12 protein-coding genes, 1 other RNA gene and 1 pseudogene are annotated in these 14,131 nt (G+C 63.6%); 7 read left to right on the forward strand and 7 right to left on the reverse strand.

Annotated features, from left to right (window positions below; translation table 11 throughout):
- A partial coding sequence (locus ACFW0B_RS25155) for a transposase (protein ID WP_449151686.1) occupies positions 1-383 on the reverse strand: 383 nt, incomplete at its 3' end.
- A gap of 93 nt (positions 384-476) precedes the next feature.
- Between ACFW0B_RS25155 and ACFW0B_RS25160 the strand changes: the two are divergent.
- From ACFW0B_RS25160 to ACFW0B_RS25170, 3 genes and pseudogenes are all read left to right on the forward strand, one after another.
- Positions 477-950, forward strand: a pseudogene (locus ACFW0B_RS25160) (tyrosine-type recombinase/integrase); the annotation flags it as partial.
- Positions 951-980: 30 nt separating this feature from the next.
- On the forward strand, positions 981-1,346 hold the full coding sequence (locus ACFW0B_RS25165; protein WP_449151687.1) for a type II toxin-antitoxin system RelE/ParE family toxin: 366 nt from the start codon (positions 981-983) through the stop codon (positions 1,344-1,346).
- The gene (locus ACFW0B_RS25170) at positions 1,339-1,662 is read left to right on the forward strand and encodes an XRE family transcriptional regulator (RefSeq protein WP_449151688.1); all 324 of its coding nucleotides are present in this window, start codon (positions 1,339-1,341) and stop codon (positions 1,660-1,662) included. The genes ACFW0B_RS25165 and ACFW0B_RS25170 overlap by 8 nt, the downstream gene beginning before the upstream one ends.
- 85 nt (positions 1,663-1,747) lie before the next feature.
- Here ACFW0B_RS25170 and ssrA read toward each other — a convergent pair.
- Positions 1,748-2,099, reverse strand: a transfer-messenger RNA (tmRNA) gene (gene ssrA, locus ACFW0B_RS25175).
- Positions 2,100-2,241: 142 nt separating this feature from the next.
- On the opposite strand from ssrA, the gene ACFW0B_RS25180 reads away from it, so the two are divergent.
- Positions 2,242-5,160 carry a hybrid sensor histidine kinase/response regulator gene (locus ACFW0B_RS25180; RefSeq protein WP_449151699.1) on the forward strand — a complete coding sequence of 973 codons (2,919 nt, stop codon included), beginning with the start codon at positions 2,242-2,244 and terminating at the stop codon, positions 5,158-5,160.
- A 39-nt stretch (positions 5,161-5,199) separates the two neighbouring features.
- Here the strand turns inward: ACFW0B_RS25180 and ACFW0B_RS25185 are convergent, their stop codons facing one another.
- The 4 genes from ACFW0B_RS25185 to ACFW0B_RS25200 all read right to left on the reverse strand — a co-directional run bounded on the left by ACFW0B_RS25185 (position 5,200) and on the right by ACFW0B_RS25200 (position 11,406).
- Complete coding sequence (locus ACFW0B_RS25185; protein WP_449151689.1) at positions 5,200-5,445, reverse strand: hypothetical protein; 246 nt, start codon at positions 5,443-5,445, stop codon at positions 5,200-5,202.
- Positions 5,446-5,626: 181 nt separating this feature from the next.
- Positions 5,627-8,440 carry an FAD-binding and (Fe-S)-binding domain-containing protein gene (locus tag ACFW0B_RS25190; protein WP_449151691.1) on the reverse strand — a complete coding sequence of 938 codons (2,814 nt, stop codon included), beginning with the start codon at positions 8,438-8,440 and terminating at the stop codon, positions 5,627-5,629.
- A 58-nt stretch (positions 8,441-8,498) separates the two neighbouring features.
- The gene (gene lldD, locus ACFW0B_RS25195) at positions 8,499-9,644 is read right to left on the reverse strand and encodes an FMN-dependent L-lactate dehydrogenase LldD (RefSeq protein ID WP_449151693.1); all 1,146 of its coding nucleotides are present in this window, start codon (positions 9,642-9,644) and stop codon (positions 8,499-8,501) included.
- Between the two features lie 76 nt (positions 9,645-9,720).
- Positions 9,721-11,406, reverse strand: coding sequence for a lactate permease LctP family transporter (locus ACFW0B_RS25200; RefSeq protein WP_449151694.1), 1,686 nt, complete (start codon positions 11,404-11,406; stop codon positions 9,721-9,723).
- 324 nt (positions 11,407-11,730) lie between these two features.
- On the opposite strand from ACFW0B_RS25200, the gene ACFW0B_RS25205 reads away from it, so the two are divergent.
- The gene (locus ACFW0B_RS25205) at positions 11,731-12,498 is read left to right on the forward strand and encodes an FCD domain-containing protein (RefSeq protein ID WP_449151695.1); all 768 of its coding nucleotides are present in this window, start codon (positions 11,731-11,733) and stop codon (positions 12,496-12,498) included.
- Positions 12,499-12,592: 94 nt separating this feature from the next.
- On the opposite strand, the gene smpB is transcribed toward ACFW0B_RS25205, so the two are convergent.
- Positions 12,593-13,072, reverse strand: a complete 480-nt coding sequence (gene smpB / locus ACFW0B_RS25210; protein WP_028629989.1) for an SsrA-binding protein SmpB — start codon at positions 13,070-13,072, stop codon at positions 12,593-12,595.
- Between the two features lie 154 nt (positions 13,073-13,226).
- Here smpB and ACFW0B_RS25215 point away from each other — a divergent pair, with 154 nt between their 5' ends.
- On the forward strand, positions 13,227-13,661 hold the full coding sequence (locus tag ACFW0B_RS25215) for a type II toxin-antitoxin system RatA family toxin (protein WP_449151696.1): 435 nt from the start codon (positions 13,227-13,229) through the stop codon (positions 13,659-13,661).
- Positions 13,654-13,968: an RnfH family protein gene (locus tag ACFW0B_RS25220; protein ID WP_449151698.1), complete on the forward strand. Its 315-nt coding sequence runs from the start codon at positions 13,654-13,656 to the stop codon at positions 13,966-13,968. The genes ACFW0B_RS25215 and ACFW0B_RS25220 overlap by 8 nt, the downstream gene beginning before the upstream one ends.
- Positions 13,969-14,131 lie beyond the last annotated feature (163 nt).

A 14,131-nucleotide genomic window follows, 5' to 3' on the forward strand; every position in this document is an offset into this window, starting at 1 on the left:
AGCAAGATCAATAGGATGCACGGCGGCAGCAGGGAGTGGGGGTTGGTTCGTTTGGCGACTGCCAATTTACCCACTTCCCTGACTGTCAACTCGCTCTTCCCCCAGACTCCGCGAAGAACCTTTTTTAATATCGCTTTCTCCCGCTCCAGCCGGTTGATCCGGGCTTCCAGCTCCTGGATCTTCTGCTGCTCGGGCGTCAGCGCCTTGCTCTTCGGGGTCACGCCCTGGCGCTCGTCTTGGAGTTGTTTCACCCAGCGGCGCAAGGCCGAGTCCACCACTCCCAGCGAACGGCAGGCTTCGATATGGCTGTAGCCCTGATCCAGCACCAAGGCCGCGGCCTCACGCTTGAACTCGGCGGAAAACGTACGTCGTTGCTTACTCATCAGACACCTCTCTCACGGCGAAGATTTTCGCCTAAATCGGTGTCCGGGATCAGTAGACCACTACAGTGCCCATGTTTCTGCAGCATGGATGGATGCGAGAACCTGCATACTGAGCTGGTGACGCTGATATGCCTTGCGACTGGGGCAAGGTGGTCCGAGGCGGAAAACCTGACGCCGAATCGTCTGCAGGGCAACGTAGTGACCTTTGCCAGAACGAAGTCAGGGAAGGTCCGTTCAGTGCCTGTCCCGGCAGAGCTGGCCGATCGGCTGAGAGTGCATTGGCGGACTCATGGTCAGTTCACCTCCTGCATTACCTCGTTCCGCCGCGCCCTGGAGCGCACCACCATCCAGTTGCCGAAGGGCCAGGCCAGCCATGCGCTGCGGCACTCGTTTGCCAGTCACTTCATGATGAATGGCGGGAACATCCTGACCCTGCAGAAGATCCTGGGGCATTCCACGCTGGCGATGACGATGCGGTATGCGCATTTGTCGCCGGATCACTTGGCCGAGGCAGTTCGCCTGGGGCCGCTTTCAGATTCGGCTTTGGAGTCGGCTGTATTCCGTTGAGGGAATATTCCTTGGGGGTTATATTTCGCTATGTCTTGGGAAATTGAGTACACCGACGAATTCGGTGAATGGTGGGAAAAGCTCTCTGAGGATGAGCAGGAATCTGTGGCCGTGTCGGTGCGCTTGCTGGAGGAAAGAGGGCCTTCGCTGGGCTTCCCCCATAGCAGCGGCATAAACGGTTCACGACACAGCCACATGCGAGAGTTGCGAACACAGCACGATGGGCGCCCGCTGAGGACGCTTTACGCATTCGACCCGAGACGCTCGGCGATTCTGCTGATCGGTGGAGACAAGACCGGGGACGATCGCTGGTATGACGTGAATGTTCCTGTGGCTGATCGCCTGTACGACCAGCACTTGGAACAGCTTCGAAAGGAGGGCCTGATCGATGGCTAAGAAATTTGATGCACTGCGCGAAAAGATGTCGCCTGAAGCCAGGGCGCGGGTTGAAGCCAGGGCGCAGGAAATGTTGGCTGAGATGCCCTTGAACGAGCTTCGCCAGGCGCGTGGCTTGTCGCAGAAGATGTTGTCCGAGGTGCTGCATGTTCAGCAGCCTGCCATCGCCAAGATGGAGAAACGCACGGATATGTACATCTCCACGCTACGCAGCCACATCGAAGCAATGGGCGGACAGCTGGAGGTGATTGCGCGCTTCCCTGACGGTGCCGTGAAGATCAGCAACTTTGCGGACCTCGATGAGCGCCACTGCTGAGTTCGACACTTCTTCGACACATCAAGGCAGAAACGAAAAAGCCCCTGAAATTCGCTAGGAAAATCAGGGGCTTAGTCGTGGTTTTTGGTGGAGCCGGGGGGATTTGAACCCCCGTCCGCCAGTTCTCCGCTTTCGGGACTACATGCTTAGCCAAGTCTACTGAGTTAGCTCATCGCGGCCCGACTGGCAGGGTGCTTTGAGCGAGCTGTATGAGTTTTAGCCGTTACGTCTACAGCGAACTTGGCGGCGATCCTGTTCTATCTGACAGTCGTTTCGGGTTTACAGGCATCCCCTGGCGACTGCTGGCGCATTAAGCAGCCAGAGCGTAGTTGTCGTCGTTGGCAACTAATAGTTTGCAGCAACTGATTTACGAGGTCTGCTGCCAGCTCGGCATGCCCCTAGAGTTTTGTTACCGGCGTCGAATCCTAATCGGCCCCAATACTGCAAGGGTGTACAACGGGGGTGATTCTACGGCATAAGGCTGGGCAGCGTCGACCTCGCTTTTGACCTAATGTCATGGGGGGCCTGCTATATGATTGCAGGCTATTGTCAGGAAGACCGTTGAGCCGAGACGTCGCCATGCCGCGTTCTGCCCGAACTCCCTTGCGCCAGTGGATCTGGCGCGCCTTCGTACAGAGTGCCCTGATCCCGCTGATTCTGGTCGAATCGGTGCTGATCACGGTTTATCTGTTGACCAACAGTGCAATTCGCGATTCCCAGGTGGAGTACCTGCAGCGAAGTGCGCTGGAGGATCTGAGCAGCGCGGTGCTGCGCGAGGGCAAGGTGATCGACATGCGCCTGCAGGGCATCGAGGTGCCCACGCGGCTGTTTCGCGATGCGGTGGGCCGGTCGTTGCAGGATCGCAGCTTCACGCCGGATGAGCTGGAGCGACAGCGCCATGTGCTGAGTTCCGACGGCGTGTTCTACACCCGCAGCGACGACGGTCGCGCCGCTTCCTTCTATGCCAGCAGCACGCCGGTGGAGAAGCAGGACCACGAGAAGGCGCTGCGCCTGTCCCAGGTGGACCCGCTGATGCGTTCGATCCGCGAGGCCAACCCGCTGGTGGCGGCGGTCTACTTCAACAGTTGGGACAGCTACAACCGCATCTATCCCTTCTTCATGACGCCCGAGCAGTATCCCCATGACATGGTGATACCCAACTACAACTTCTATTACCTCGCTGACGCCAAGCACAACCCGCAGCGCAAGACGGTCTGGACCGACGTTTACCTGGACCCGGCCGGCCTCGGCTGGATGATGTCGGCGATCACCCCGGTCTACCGGGGCGATTTCCTCGAAGGGGTGGTGGGGCTGGATATCACCGTGGGGCAGATGCTCGGCGAGATCGGCAGCCTGAAGGTGCCATGGCAGGGCTACGCGATGCTGGTGAGCCGCGACCACAGCATCATGGCACTGCCGGAAGCGGGGGAGCGCGACTTCGGTCTGCGCGAGCTGACCCGTTTCTCCTATGACGAGGCGGTGCGCCGCGAGGTGCTCAAGCCCGAGGACTTCAACCTGGCCCGCCACCGCGAGATGCAGCCGCTGCTGGAGGCCATGGCAGCCGGCAAGCGCAATGTGCAGGAAGTGGAGCTGGGCGGGCGCAAGCAACTGGTGGCCTGGGCGGAGATTCCGCAGACCGGCTGGCGGCTGATGATGGTGGTGGACGAGGCCAACATCTTCAAGGAAACCAACCGCCTCGCTGCGCGCTACCAGCAGATCGGTTATCTGCTGATCGCCGGGCTCGGCTTCTTCTATGCGCTGTTCTTCGCCTGGATGTGGGCGCGGTCGCGGCGCCTCAGTGGCGAACTGGCCACGCCCATGGCAGCGATCATGGGGATGATGAAACGCATCGGCCAGGGCGACTTCCGCCCGCCGGCGCCGAGCAGCCGCATCGCTGAACTGCAGGCACTGGCCGAAGCGGTACAGCTCAGCGGTGCGCAATTGCAGGCCAGTGAGGAGGAACGTCTGGAGGCCAGGCGCAACCTCGACCTGGTATTGGAAAGCACCACGGAAAGCCTCTGGGAAGTGGATGCCATATCCCTGTCGATGAAGATGAGCGGACGCTTCGTCAAGCGCTTCGGGCTGCGCAGCGACACCATTACCTTCTCCGAATTCAACGAGCGTGTGCACCCGGAAGACGTGGAGCGGGTACGTCGCCTGCGGATGCTGTTCTCGGTCAGCGACCAGGACAACTTCGACGCCGAATATCGTTTCGCCGATGTGGCAGGGCGTTACTCCTGGCTGCTCAGCCGCGGCAAGGTGCTGGAGCGCGACTCCGATGGCCGCGCCCTGCGGGTGGCCGGTACCCATGTGGACATCACCCGCCTCAAGCAGGTGGAGGAAGAACTGCGCATCGCCAGCCGCGAGGCCCAGGCGGCGAGCCAGGCCAAGAGCCGCTTCCTGTCCAGCATGAGTCACGAGTTGCGCACGCCGCTCAACGCCATCAACGGCTTCGCCCAGCTCATCGCCCTGGAGGCGGAAGGCCAGGAAGACCGCAAGGTGGAAGGCGACTACGCGCAGGAGATCGTCAACGCCAGCCGTCACCTCACCTCGCTGGTGGACGACATCCTCGACCTGTCGAGCATCGAGAATCGTCGCCAGAAGCTGCAGCTCAAGCCTGTGGATATCGGCCCTCTGCTGGCCAGTTGCGGTGAGCTGATCCAGCCCGAGCTCCAGTCGCGCCACCTGCAACTGCAATTGATGCCGCCGCCTGTGCCGCCGCTGCATGTGATGGCCGATGCCCGCCGTCTGCGCCAGGTGATGTTGAACCTGCTCTCCAATGCGGTGAAATACAACAGCCCGCAGGGCATGGTGAGCATGGGCTACGAGGTTCGTCCGGCGGCTGTGCGCCTCTGGGTGGCCGACAGTGGGCCGGGCCTCAGTCAGGAACAGCAGGCCATGCTGTTCCAGCCCTTCCAGCGCCTGGGCCGGGAGAACTCCACTATTCCGGGCACCGGTATCGGCCTGGTGCTGTGCCGAGAACTGGCGGAGTTGATGGGGGGCGAAATGGGCTTCAGCAGCGCGCCGGATATCGGCAGCCGTTTCTGGATCGACCTGCCCTGCGTCGCCGCACCGGATGAGTTCGAGCCCCCTGCGCCGGCCAGGCCCGCGGAGGAAGAGCGGCAGGTGCAGCCGAAGGTGCTCTGCGTGGAAGACCATCCGGCCTGCCTCAAGGTGTTGCAGGAAGGGCTGCGGGATATGGCCGATGTGCGTGGCGCGGGATCGGTGGGCAAGGCGCTGGCGCTGCTGGCGGATATCACTCCGTCCCTGTTGCTGCTGGACCTGGACCTGCCCGACGGCGATGGCCTGGACGTGCTCGACTTCGTGCGCTCCAGCCCGCGCCTGGCGATGATGCCGGTGCTGGTGGTGAGCGCGGCGGTGGATGAAAAGGTCCTGGCGGAAGCGCGCCGTCGTGGCGCGGATGCCTGCCTGAGCAAGCCGGTGGACCTGAAGCAGGTGCGCCGGATGGCGCTTTCGTTGCTGGGCCAGGAGGCTTGAGGAATGGGATCCAGCTTGCGCTGGATCCCGGGGTCTTTCCTATTCGCTGGCCTGCAACAGGTTCAGCGCTTCAGCCAGCACTCTCTCTGATTCGGCATGATTGCCGGATTTATGCAGTTCCTCGCCTTCGCTGCGGAGCTTTTTCACCTGCTCGAGTACGGCAGTGTCGGCGGGGGGATCGGTCTTCAGTATCTGGTCGATCTTCGCCATGTCCGCTGGGCAGTGTGATGCGAGGACGGGGGCACTGAGCAGGGCGGCGGCAAGCAATACGGCGATACGGCGCATATCGGACCTCCTTTTCGGGTTATCCGCTGAGCAGTATAGGAAAGCTCCGGGCGGGTGCCGGGCTTATGCGGTGGACTGCCCGGGCTCGGGCGGGTTCAGGTTTTATGCTGCCGGTATCGACGAAGGCGGTTTTGCAGGAGCGAGCTCGATATTTCGCGAGCAAGCTCGCTCCTGCATAGCCCTACAGCCCGGCGCGGGGACGGGTGACGCGATCCACCAGGTAGACCAGCCCGCGGTAGTCGATGCCGCCGTGCTGGGTCAGGCCGATTTCGCAGGTACGGCTGGTGGAAACGCCTTCGTCGCAGATCTGTACTGCATCCTTCAGCGAGCGCAGGGAGTGGGCGTTCAGTTCCGGGGTTGTGAAGCCCTTGTCGCCGGCGAAACCGCAGCAGTGGATGCCTTCTGGCACCACCACTTCCCGGGTGCAGCGCTTGACGATGTCGATCAGCCCCTGCGCTTCGCCCAGATGCTGGGTGCTGCAGGTGACGTGGACGGCCACTGGCTTGTCCTGCGGGGTGAACTCCAGTCGATCCAGCAGGTGGCTGCGGATGAAGCGCACCGGGTCGAACAGTTGCAACCGCGAATCCAGGCCGTCCTGGACCAGGCGCAGGGTACAGGGGCTGGTGTCGCAGTAGATCGGGTCGAGGCCGCCGCGGCTGGCGGCGAGCAGGGCGTCCACCAGTTCGCGGCGCTTGGTATCGGCCTGTTCCGGGTAGCCTTTGGAGGCGAAGGGCTGGCCGCAGCAGAGGCTGTCGAGGTTCTCCGGGAACACCACCTGGTAGCCGGCCTTTTCCAGCAGCATGCGGGTCTTGTCGATCAGCGGCACCTGCTCCTGGTCGCCGGCGGACGGGCCCATGGCACGGGACACGCACGCGGCCAGATAGACCACACGCGGTCGGTTGTCGCTGGTGGGCGGGGTGAAGTGGATGGGGGCCGCGGCCCGGGGCAGGGCGGGCGACCATTGCGGCAGACGATTGCCCGACAGCTGGCGCAGGGCGCCGGAGGTTTTCGACAGTAGCGGCGCGCCCAGCACCCGGCGCGCGCCATCGGCAACCCGCAGGGTCAGGCGTGCGCCCTTGAGAGCGGTGGCGAAGTGTCCGGCCAGCCAGTCGGCACTGCCGGCATGGTGGGCATCCTTCGCACGCAGCTTGCGCACCAGGTCGCCGGTGTTGATGCCCACCGGGCAGCGCTGGGCGCAGAGGCCGGTGGCGGCGCAGGTGTCGATGCCCTGGTACTGATAGGCCTGTTCCAGCGGGGCGGTGTCGATGCCGGTACGCCGTTTGGCCTGGATATCGCGCCAGATGACGATGCGCTGGCGGGGGCTGAGGGTCAGTCCCTTGGACGGACACACCGGTTCGCAGAAGCCGCACTCGATGCATTTGTCGACGATCTCGTCGGCGGCCGGCAGCGGCTTGAGGTTTTTCAGGTGGATGTCGCGGTTCTCGCTGAGGATCACGTCCGGGTTGAGAATGCCGCGCGGGTCCAGCAGGCGCTTGATCTTCCACATCAGCTGGTAGGCGTCGCTGCCCCATTCCAGCTCGACGAAGGGGGCCATGTTGCGCCCGGTGCCGTGTTCGGCCTTGAGCGAACCGCCGAATTCCACCGCCACCAGTTGCGCCACGTCCTGCATGAAGGCTTCGTAGCGCGCCACCTGCTCGGGCTGTTTGAAGCCCTGGGTGAAGACGAAGTGCAGGTTGCCCTCCAGGGCGTGGCCGAAAATGATCGCCTCGTCGTAGCCGTGCTTGTCGAACAGCGCCAGCAGGCGGTTGACGCCCTCGGCCAACTGCTCGATGGGGAAGGTGACGTCTTCGATGATCACCGTGGTGCCGGTCTGGCGCACAGCGCCGACGGCGGGGAAGGTGTCCTTGCGGATTTTCCACAGCAGGTTGTAGACGGCCGGGTCTTCGCTGAAGTCGACCTTCTGCTCCAGCGGGAAGTGGGCGATGGACGCCATGATCTGCGCCAGTTGCTCGTGCAGCAGGCTCTGGCTGGCCGCACGGGATTCGATCAGCAGGGCACAGGCGCTGGCGGACAGGCCCTTCACCCATTCGGGCATGCCGGGCTTGGTTTCCACCGAGCGCAGGCTGCGGCGGTCCAGTAGCTCCACCGCCGATACCGGCTGGCTCTTGAGCAGGGTGACGGCCTTGCAGCAGCTTTCCACGTCGGGGAAGACGATCAGCGCGCTGGCCTTGTGCGGATGGTCGGGCACGGTGTCGTAGGTCACCGCGCTGATGAAGCCGAGGGTGCCTTCGGAACCCACCAGCAGGTGGCTGAGGATATCCAGTGGCTCATCGAAGTCCACCAGGGCGTTGAGCGACAGGCCGGTGGTGTTCTTCAGCCGGTACTTGTGGCGGATCTTCGAGGCCAGCGCGGTATCGGCGCGGGTCTGCCGGCCCAGTTCGGCCAGTTCGGCCAGCAGCGGCCCGTGGCTGCGGCGGAAGGCGGCGACGCTGGCGGCGTCTTCGGTGTCCAGCAGGGTGCCGTCGGCCAGCACCAGGCGCAGGCCGGCGAGGGTGTGGTAGCTGTTCTGCGCGGTGCCGCAGCACATGCCGCTGGCATTATTGGCGACGATGCCGCCGATCTTGCAGGCGTTGATGGACGCCGGGTCGGGGCCGATCTTGCGGCCGAAGGGGGCGAGCCAGGCGTTGGCCTGGGCGCCGATGACGCCGGGCTGCAGGCGAATCTGTTCGCCGCCCTGGCGGATGTCGCGGCCGTTCCAGTTATCCCCCAGGACGAGCAGTACCGAGTCGCTGATGGCCTGGCCGGAAAGGCTGGTGCCAGCGGCGCGGAAGGTGACCGGGACCAGTTCGGCGTGGGCGGCCTTGAGCAGGGTGATGACTTCGGCCTCGCTCTCGACGCGGATCACCAGCTTGGGAATCAGCCGGTAGAAGCTGGCGTCGGTGCCGAAGGCCAGGGTGGACAGCGGATCGTCGAAGCGCCGTTCGCGGGGGATGAGGCGCTCGACGGCGTTGAGGAAAGGAATCGGCAGGCTCATGCGGTGTCCCGTGTGTTGTCGCGGGCCGCGGGCGGCCCGCTGGATGTGGGGTGGCCGGTCAGCGGCCGAGTTCGCGTACCAGCGAATCGGCGCTGATCTCGCCGATGGATTTGGCACCGGTCAGCACCATGGCCACGCGCATTTCCTTTTCGATCAGGTCCAGCAGGTTGCTCACGCCGGCACCACCTGCTGCGGCCAGAGCGTAGACGAAGGCGCGGCCGAGCATCACGGTATCGGCGCCCAGGGCGAGCATGCGCACCACGTCCAGGCCGGTGCGGATGCCGGAGTCGGCGAGGATTTTCAGCTCACCCTTCACCGCGTCGGCGATGGCCGGCAGGGCACGGGCGCTGGAGAGCACGCCGTCGAGTTGGCGGCCGCCGTGGTTGGAAACGACTATGCCGTCGGCGCCGAATTTCACTGCGTCCCGGGCATCTTCGGGGTCGAGGATGCCCTTGATCACCATCGGGCCTTCCCAGAAGTCGCGAATCCACTCCAAATCCTTCCAGGAAATCGACGGGTCGAAGTTGGCGCCGAGCCAGCCGATGTAGTCCGCAAGGCCGGTGGGGTTGCCACGGTAGGCGGAGATGTTGCCCAGGTCATGGGGCTTGCCCAGCAGACCCACATCCCAGGCCCAGGACGGGTGGGTCATGGCTTGCAGCATGCGGCGCAGCGGGGCGTTGGGGCCGCTCATGCCGGAGTGGGCGTCGCGGTAGCGAGCGCCGGGTACCGGCATGTCGACGGTGAATACCAGGGTGGTCACGCCGGCGGCCTTGGCCCGCTCCAGGGCGTTCTTCATGAAGCCGCGGTCCTTCAGCACGTAGAGCTGGAACCACATGGGGCGGTTGATGGCCGGCGCCACTTCTTCGATCGGGCAGACCGAAACGGTGGACAGGGTGAAGGGAACGCCCTTGGCCGCCGCCGCCTTGGCCGCCTGCACTTCGCCGCGGCGGGCGTACATGCCGGTCAGGCCCACCGGCGCCAGCGCCACCGGCATGGACAGGGTCTCGCCGAACAGCCTGGTTTCCAGGCTCAGCTCAGACATGTTCCGCAGCACGCGCTGGCGCAGGGCGATGCCGGCCAGGTCTTCGACGTTGCGGCGCAGGGTGTACTCGGCGTAGGCGCCGCCGTCGATGTAGTGGAACAGGAAGGGCGGGAGCTTGCGCTGGGCGGCGGCGCGGTAGTCGGTGGAGGCGGAGATGATCATGGATTCGATCCGATTCAGGGCTTCAGGGCAGTGAACAGGAACCGGGCTGCATCTGCATGCAGCCCGGAAGCGCCAATTAATGAACGAGCATGCCGGTGAACACGTAGGCCTGGGCCAGGGTGATCAGGCCGGCCATGGCGGCGAATATCAGGCTGTGCTTCAGGGTGAAGCGGAACAGGTCGGATTCCTTGCCGACCATGCCGGTGGCGGCGCAGGCCACGGCGATGGATTGCGGCGAGATCATCTTGCCGGTCACGCCGCCGCTGGTGTTGGCCGCGACCAGCAGGGTGTCGTTGACGCCGATCTGGTGCGCGGTAGTGGCCTGCAGGGAGCCGAACAGGGCGTTGGAGGAGGTGTCGGAACCGGTCAGGAACACGCCCAGCCAGCCGAGGAACGGCGAGAAAAACGGGAAGGCCGCACCGGTACCGGCCAGGACCAGCGCCAGGGTGGTGGACATGCCGGAGAAGTTGGTGACGAAGGCGAAGGCCAGCACCATGCCGATGGAGAGGATCGGCCACTTCAGCTCAACGAAAGTTTCTTTCAAAGTGGTCAGACCACTTTTGATGTTGATCTTCAGAACGATCATGGAGATCAGTGCGGAGAGGAAGATCGCAGTGCCGGTGGCCGATACCGGGTCGAGCTTGTAGATGGCCGGGATAGCGGTGGCGCTGGCAACGATGGGGACGCCTTTCATTACCAGTTGGTCCAGGTGCGGGATGGCGAACAGGAAGACGAACTGTTCCAGTGCGCCGCCCGGGGCGAACATGGCCTTGAAGGGCTTCAGGGTCCAGATGGTCACCAGTACGGTCAGGATCAGGAAGGGCGACCAGGCCTTGAGGATCTCACTGAAGCTGTAGGGCGACGGGGTGGTGCTGCGCGGGCCGCCGAAGCCGCCCATCACCGCTGCGCCACCGGATACGCCGACCACTTCGCTGTCTTCGGCGCGCTTGGGCTGCCAGGCCTTCAGGAACAGGGTCAGGGACACCAGGCTCACCAGGGCGGAGGTGATGTCGGGCAGTTCCGGGCCGATGAAGTTGGAGGTGAAGTACTGGGTGATGGCGAAGCTGGCGCCAGCGACCAAGGCTGCCGGCCAGGTTTCCTTGATGCCGCGCCAGCCGTCCATCATGGCCACCAGCCAGAAAGGCACGATGATCGACAGCAACGGCAGCTGGCGACCAGTCATGGCGCCGATCTTGAAGGCGTCGATGCCGGTCACCTGGCCGGCGACGATGATCGGGATGCCCAGGGCGCCGAAAGCCACCGGCGCGGTGTTGGCGATCAGGCACAGGCCGGCCGCATAGAGCGGGTTGAAGCCCAGGCCCACCAGCAGGGCGGCGGTGATGGCCACCGGGGCGCCGAAGCCGGCGGCGCCTTCGAGGAATGCACCGAAGGAGAAGCCGATCAGTAGAACCTGCAGGCGCTGGTCATCGGTGATGGACAGCACGGAGCTGCGGATCACCTCGAACTGGCCGCTCTTGACCGTGAGTTTGTAGAGAAACACCGCCGCGACGATGATCCAGGCGATGGGCCAGAGGCCGTAGGCGAAGCCGTATCCGGCGGCGGCGAACGCCATGTCCGCGGGCATCTGGAAGGCGAGGATCGCAACCGCCAGTGACAGCGCAAGGGTGATGGTGCCGGCGATGTGGCCCTTCATGCGGAACACCGCCAGAGCCAGGAAGAAGAACACGATCGGGATGAGTGCGACGAGCGCCGACAGCCAGAGGCTGCCAAGGGGGGTATAGAGCTGCTGCCAGGTTTGCATCGTGGGGTGGCTCCCTAATTGTTGTTTGAGTGCCTGTTAGCCGGATCGGGCATGGACCGTTGTGCTCGTGGCACAGCGGCAGGCGAAGACCGAGTCGGCGCTGCTTGTCGGATAAATTGGTAAGACCAATTTACAAATTCGACGGCTCAGAGTAAAAGCGGAACTATCTTGTGTCAATTTGCCGCGTTGCGACTTTGGTCGGGCAGGGGATGGAATCCGTGCTTCTTGTGCATGGAGGGCGGGCTGGTTAGGCTGCCGCGTCGCGCGCCGCAAGCGCCGTGTTTGAAGGCCGCCCGGTGTGGCGAGAAGAGGGTGGGTAGAGCAATGGGATTCGGTCAGGTACGTCAGCGCCGCTTGTCGGACGATATCGTCAGTCAGCTGGAGGCGATGATCCTCGAGGGCACCTTGAAGGCGGGTGAACGGCTACCGGCCGAGCGCGTTCTGGCCGAACAATTCGGCGTTTCGCGGCCTTCGCTGCGTGAGGCAATCCAGAAGCTGGTGGCCAGGGGGTTGCTGGTCAGTCGCCAGGGCGGCGGCAACTATGTGGCGGCGGAGCTGGGCACCACCTTCAGCGATCCCCTGCTGCAATTGCTGGAGAGCAATCCCGATGCCCAGCGCGACCTCCTGGAATTTCGCCATACGCTGGAGGGCTCCTGTGCCTTCTACGCCGCGCAACGCGCAACCCCCGTGGATCACCAGCGCCTGACCGAAGCCTACGAGAACCTACAGGCCTGCTATGCACCGGACAGCAAGGCGACGCGGGAGGAAGAGGGCGCCGCGGACGCGCGTTTCCACCTGGCGATCGCCGAGGCCAGCCACAACGCGGTGCTGCTGCACACCATTCGCGGCCTGTTCGATCTGCTCAAGCACAACGTGGTGACCAACATCGGCGGGATGTACCTGCAGCGCGGGGAGACCCGCGAGATGCTGACCAGGCAGCACCGTGCCCTTTACGAGGCGATCATTGAGCGGCGTGCAGAGGCGGCGCGGGAGATTTCCCATCAGCACATCCAGTACGTCCAGGAAGTGCTGGAAGAGAGCCAGCTCGAAGCCCAGCGATTGGCGCGGGCACAGCGGCGGCAGAGACTCTGAGGCGATCGTTCTGCCGAGCAGGGCGCGAGCAGAACTCGCCCTCCGGAGTCGCAAACAAAAACGCCGGGCATTGCCCGGCGTTTTTCGGTAGGGCTTATTCCTTGCCCTTGGTGCGCATGGCCCGCGCAATTTCGCGGTCGGAATCGCGTTCCTTCTCCGTGGCGCGCTTGTCGAATTCCTTCTTGCCCTTGGCCAGGGCGATCTCGCACTTGATCAGGTGCTTCTTCCAGTAGATGGACAGCGCCACGCAGGCATAGCCCTTCTGCTGTACTGCGCCGAACAGCTTGCCCAGCTCGCGCTTGTGCAGGAGTAGTTTGCGGGTGCGCACCGGGTCCGCGATTACGTGGGTACTCGCGGTCTTCAGTGGGGTGATGTGGCTGCCGAGCAGCCAGGCTTCGCCGTCCTTGAGCAGCACGTAGCTGTCTACCAGTTGTGCTTTTCCGGCGCGCAGACTCTTCACTTCCCAGCCGGCGAGAGCCAGCCCGGCTTCGAATTTCTGTTCGATGGAATAGTCGTGCAGCGCCTTCTTGTTGAGGGCGATGGTGCCTTCCGGATGTTTCTTTTGCTTGGCCATAGGTGGCGCATTATAGGGAGTCGCAGACGGCGCGGCTACGGCGGCGTAGGCTTGAGCGATACTGGCGAATCTTCGACAATGCGGCACTTTTTCTGACCAGTCCGGCTCGGCGCATTTTCGCGCGATGCAGTCCGGATCCCCGTTCGAGGCCAAGATGACCACGCATATCCAGCGCTCCGCCCTGCTGCCCTTTCCTGCGCAGGCGCTCTACGACCTGGTCAACGATGTCGCGCGCTACCCGGAGTTCCTGCCCTGGTGCTCCTCCGCCACGGTGATGGAAGAGAGCGAGAGTCACATGCTCGCCAGTCTCGAAGTCGCCAAGGGTAGCCTCAGCCAGCGATTCGTCACGCGCAACCGGCTGGAGAAGGGCAAGAGCATCGAGATGAATCTGGAAGAAGGTCCGTTCAGCCAGTTGCACGGTGTGTGGCATTTCAAGGCGCTGGGCGACAAGGCCTGCAAAATCAGCCTGGACCTGCGCTTCGACTATGCCGGCCCCATCGTCAAGGCCACGCTCGGGCCGCTGTTCAACCAGGCGGCCAACACGATGGTGGATGCCTTCTGCCAGCGGGCGAAGGAACTCTATGGCTGAGGAAATGATCCGGATCGAGGTGGTGTACGCCCTGGCAGGCCGCCAGCAGTTGTTGCGCCTGAGTGTCCCCAGGGGCATCAATGCCCGTGACGCGGTTCTGCGTTCCGGGATGGAGGTGCATTTCCCCGAGCTTGACCTTGCCGAATGCCCGCTCGGAATCTTTGGTAAATCGTTGCTCAAGCCCGAGGAGCGGGTATTGGAGGAGGGCGATCGAGTGGAGATCTACCGGCCGCTGATTGCCGATCCGAAGGAAGTGCGCAAGCAGCGTGCGGCGAAGGCCGCGCAGGCGCGCACCGGCGAGCGGTAAGTCTGAAAGTCACTCAATAAAAAGCCCGGGACCAGCCCGTAATGCTGTTCACTTTAGAGGAGCAGCCTTGCGATCTACCGGATAGCGGGACTTGGAGATCTTCACCGTCCTTGGTCTCGAGGGCCTTGGACGGTGATCCAGAAACAACCCTCCGACTCCGGCC

The organism is Metapseudomonas phytobenefica (assembly GCF_043392685.1).
GTDB lineage: Bacteria > Pseudomonadota > Gammaproteobacteria > Pseudomonadales > Pseudomonadaceae > Metapseudomonas.

Excerpts from the sequence above, each read along its gene's own strand:
- ACFW0B_RS25200 (WP_449151694.1), bottom strand. The coding sequence starts at position 11,406 with ATGCAAACCTGGCAGCAGCTCTATACCCCCCTTGGCAGCCTCTGGCTG.
- ACFW0B_RS25180 (WP_449151699.1), top strand. The coding sequence starts at position 2,242 with ATGCCGCGTTCTGCCCGAACTCCCTTGCGCCAGTGGATCTGGCGCGCC.
- ACFW0B_RS25170 (WP_449151688.1), top strand. The coding sequence starts at position 1,339 with ATGGCTAAGAAATTTGATGCACTGCGCGAAAAGATGTCGCCTGAAGCC.
- ACFW0B_RS25215 (WP_449151696.1), top strand. The coding sequence starts at position 13,227 with ATGACCACGCATATCCAGCGCTCCGCCCTGCTGCCCTTTCCTGCGCAG.
- ACFW0B_RS25185 (WP_449151689.1), bottom strand. The coding sequence starts at position 5,445 with ATGCGCCGTATCGCCGTATTGCTTGCCGCCGCCCTGCTCAGTGCCCCC.
- ACFW0B_RS25165 (WP_449151687.1), top strand. The coding sequence starts at position 981 with ATGTCTTGGGAAATTGAGTACACCGACGAATTCGGTGAATGGTGGGAA.
- ACFW0B_RS25220 (WP_449151698.1), top strand. The coding sequence starts at position 13,654 with ATGGCTGAGGAAATGATCCGGATCGAGGTGGTGTACGCCCTGGCAGGC.
- ACFW0B_RS25190 (WP_449151691.1), bottom strand. The coding sequence starts at position 8,440 with ATGAGCCTGCCGATTCCTTTCCTCAACGCCGTCGAGCGCCTCATCCCC.
- lldD (WP_449151693.1), bottom strand. The coding sequence starts at position 9,644 with ATGATCATCTCCGCCTCCACCGACTACCGCGCCGCCGCCCAGCGCAAG.
- ACFW0B_RS25205 (WP_449151695.1), top strand. The coding sequence starts at position 11,731 with ATGGGATTCGGTCAGGTACGTCAGCGCCGCTTGTCGGACGATATCGTC.
- smpB (WP_028629989.1), bottom strand. The coding sequence starts at position 13,072 with ATGGCCAAGCAAAAGAAACATCCGGAAGGCACCATCGCCCTCAACAAG.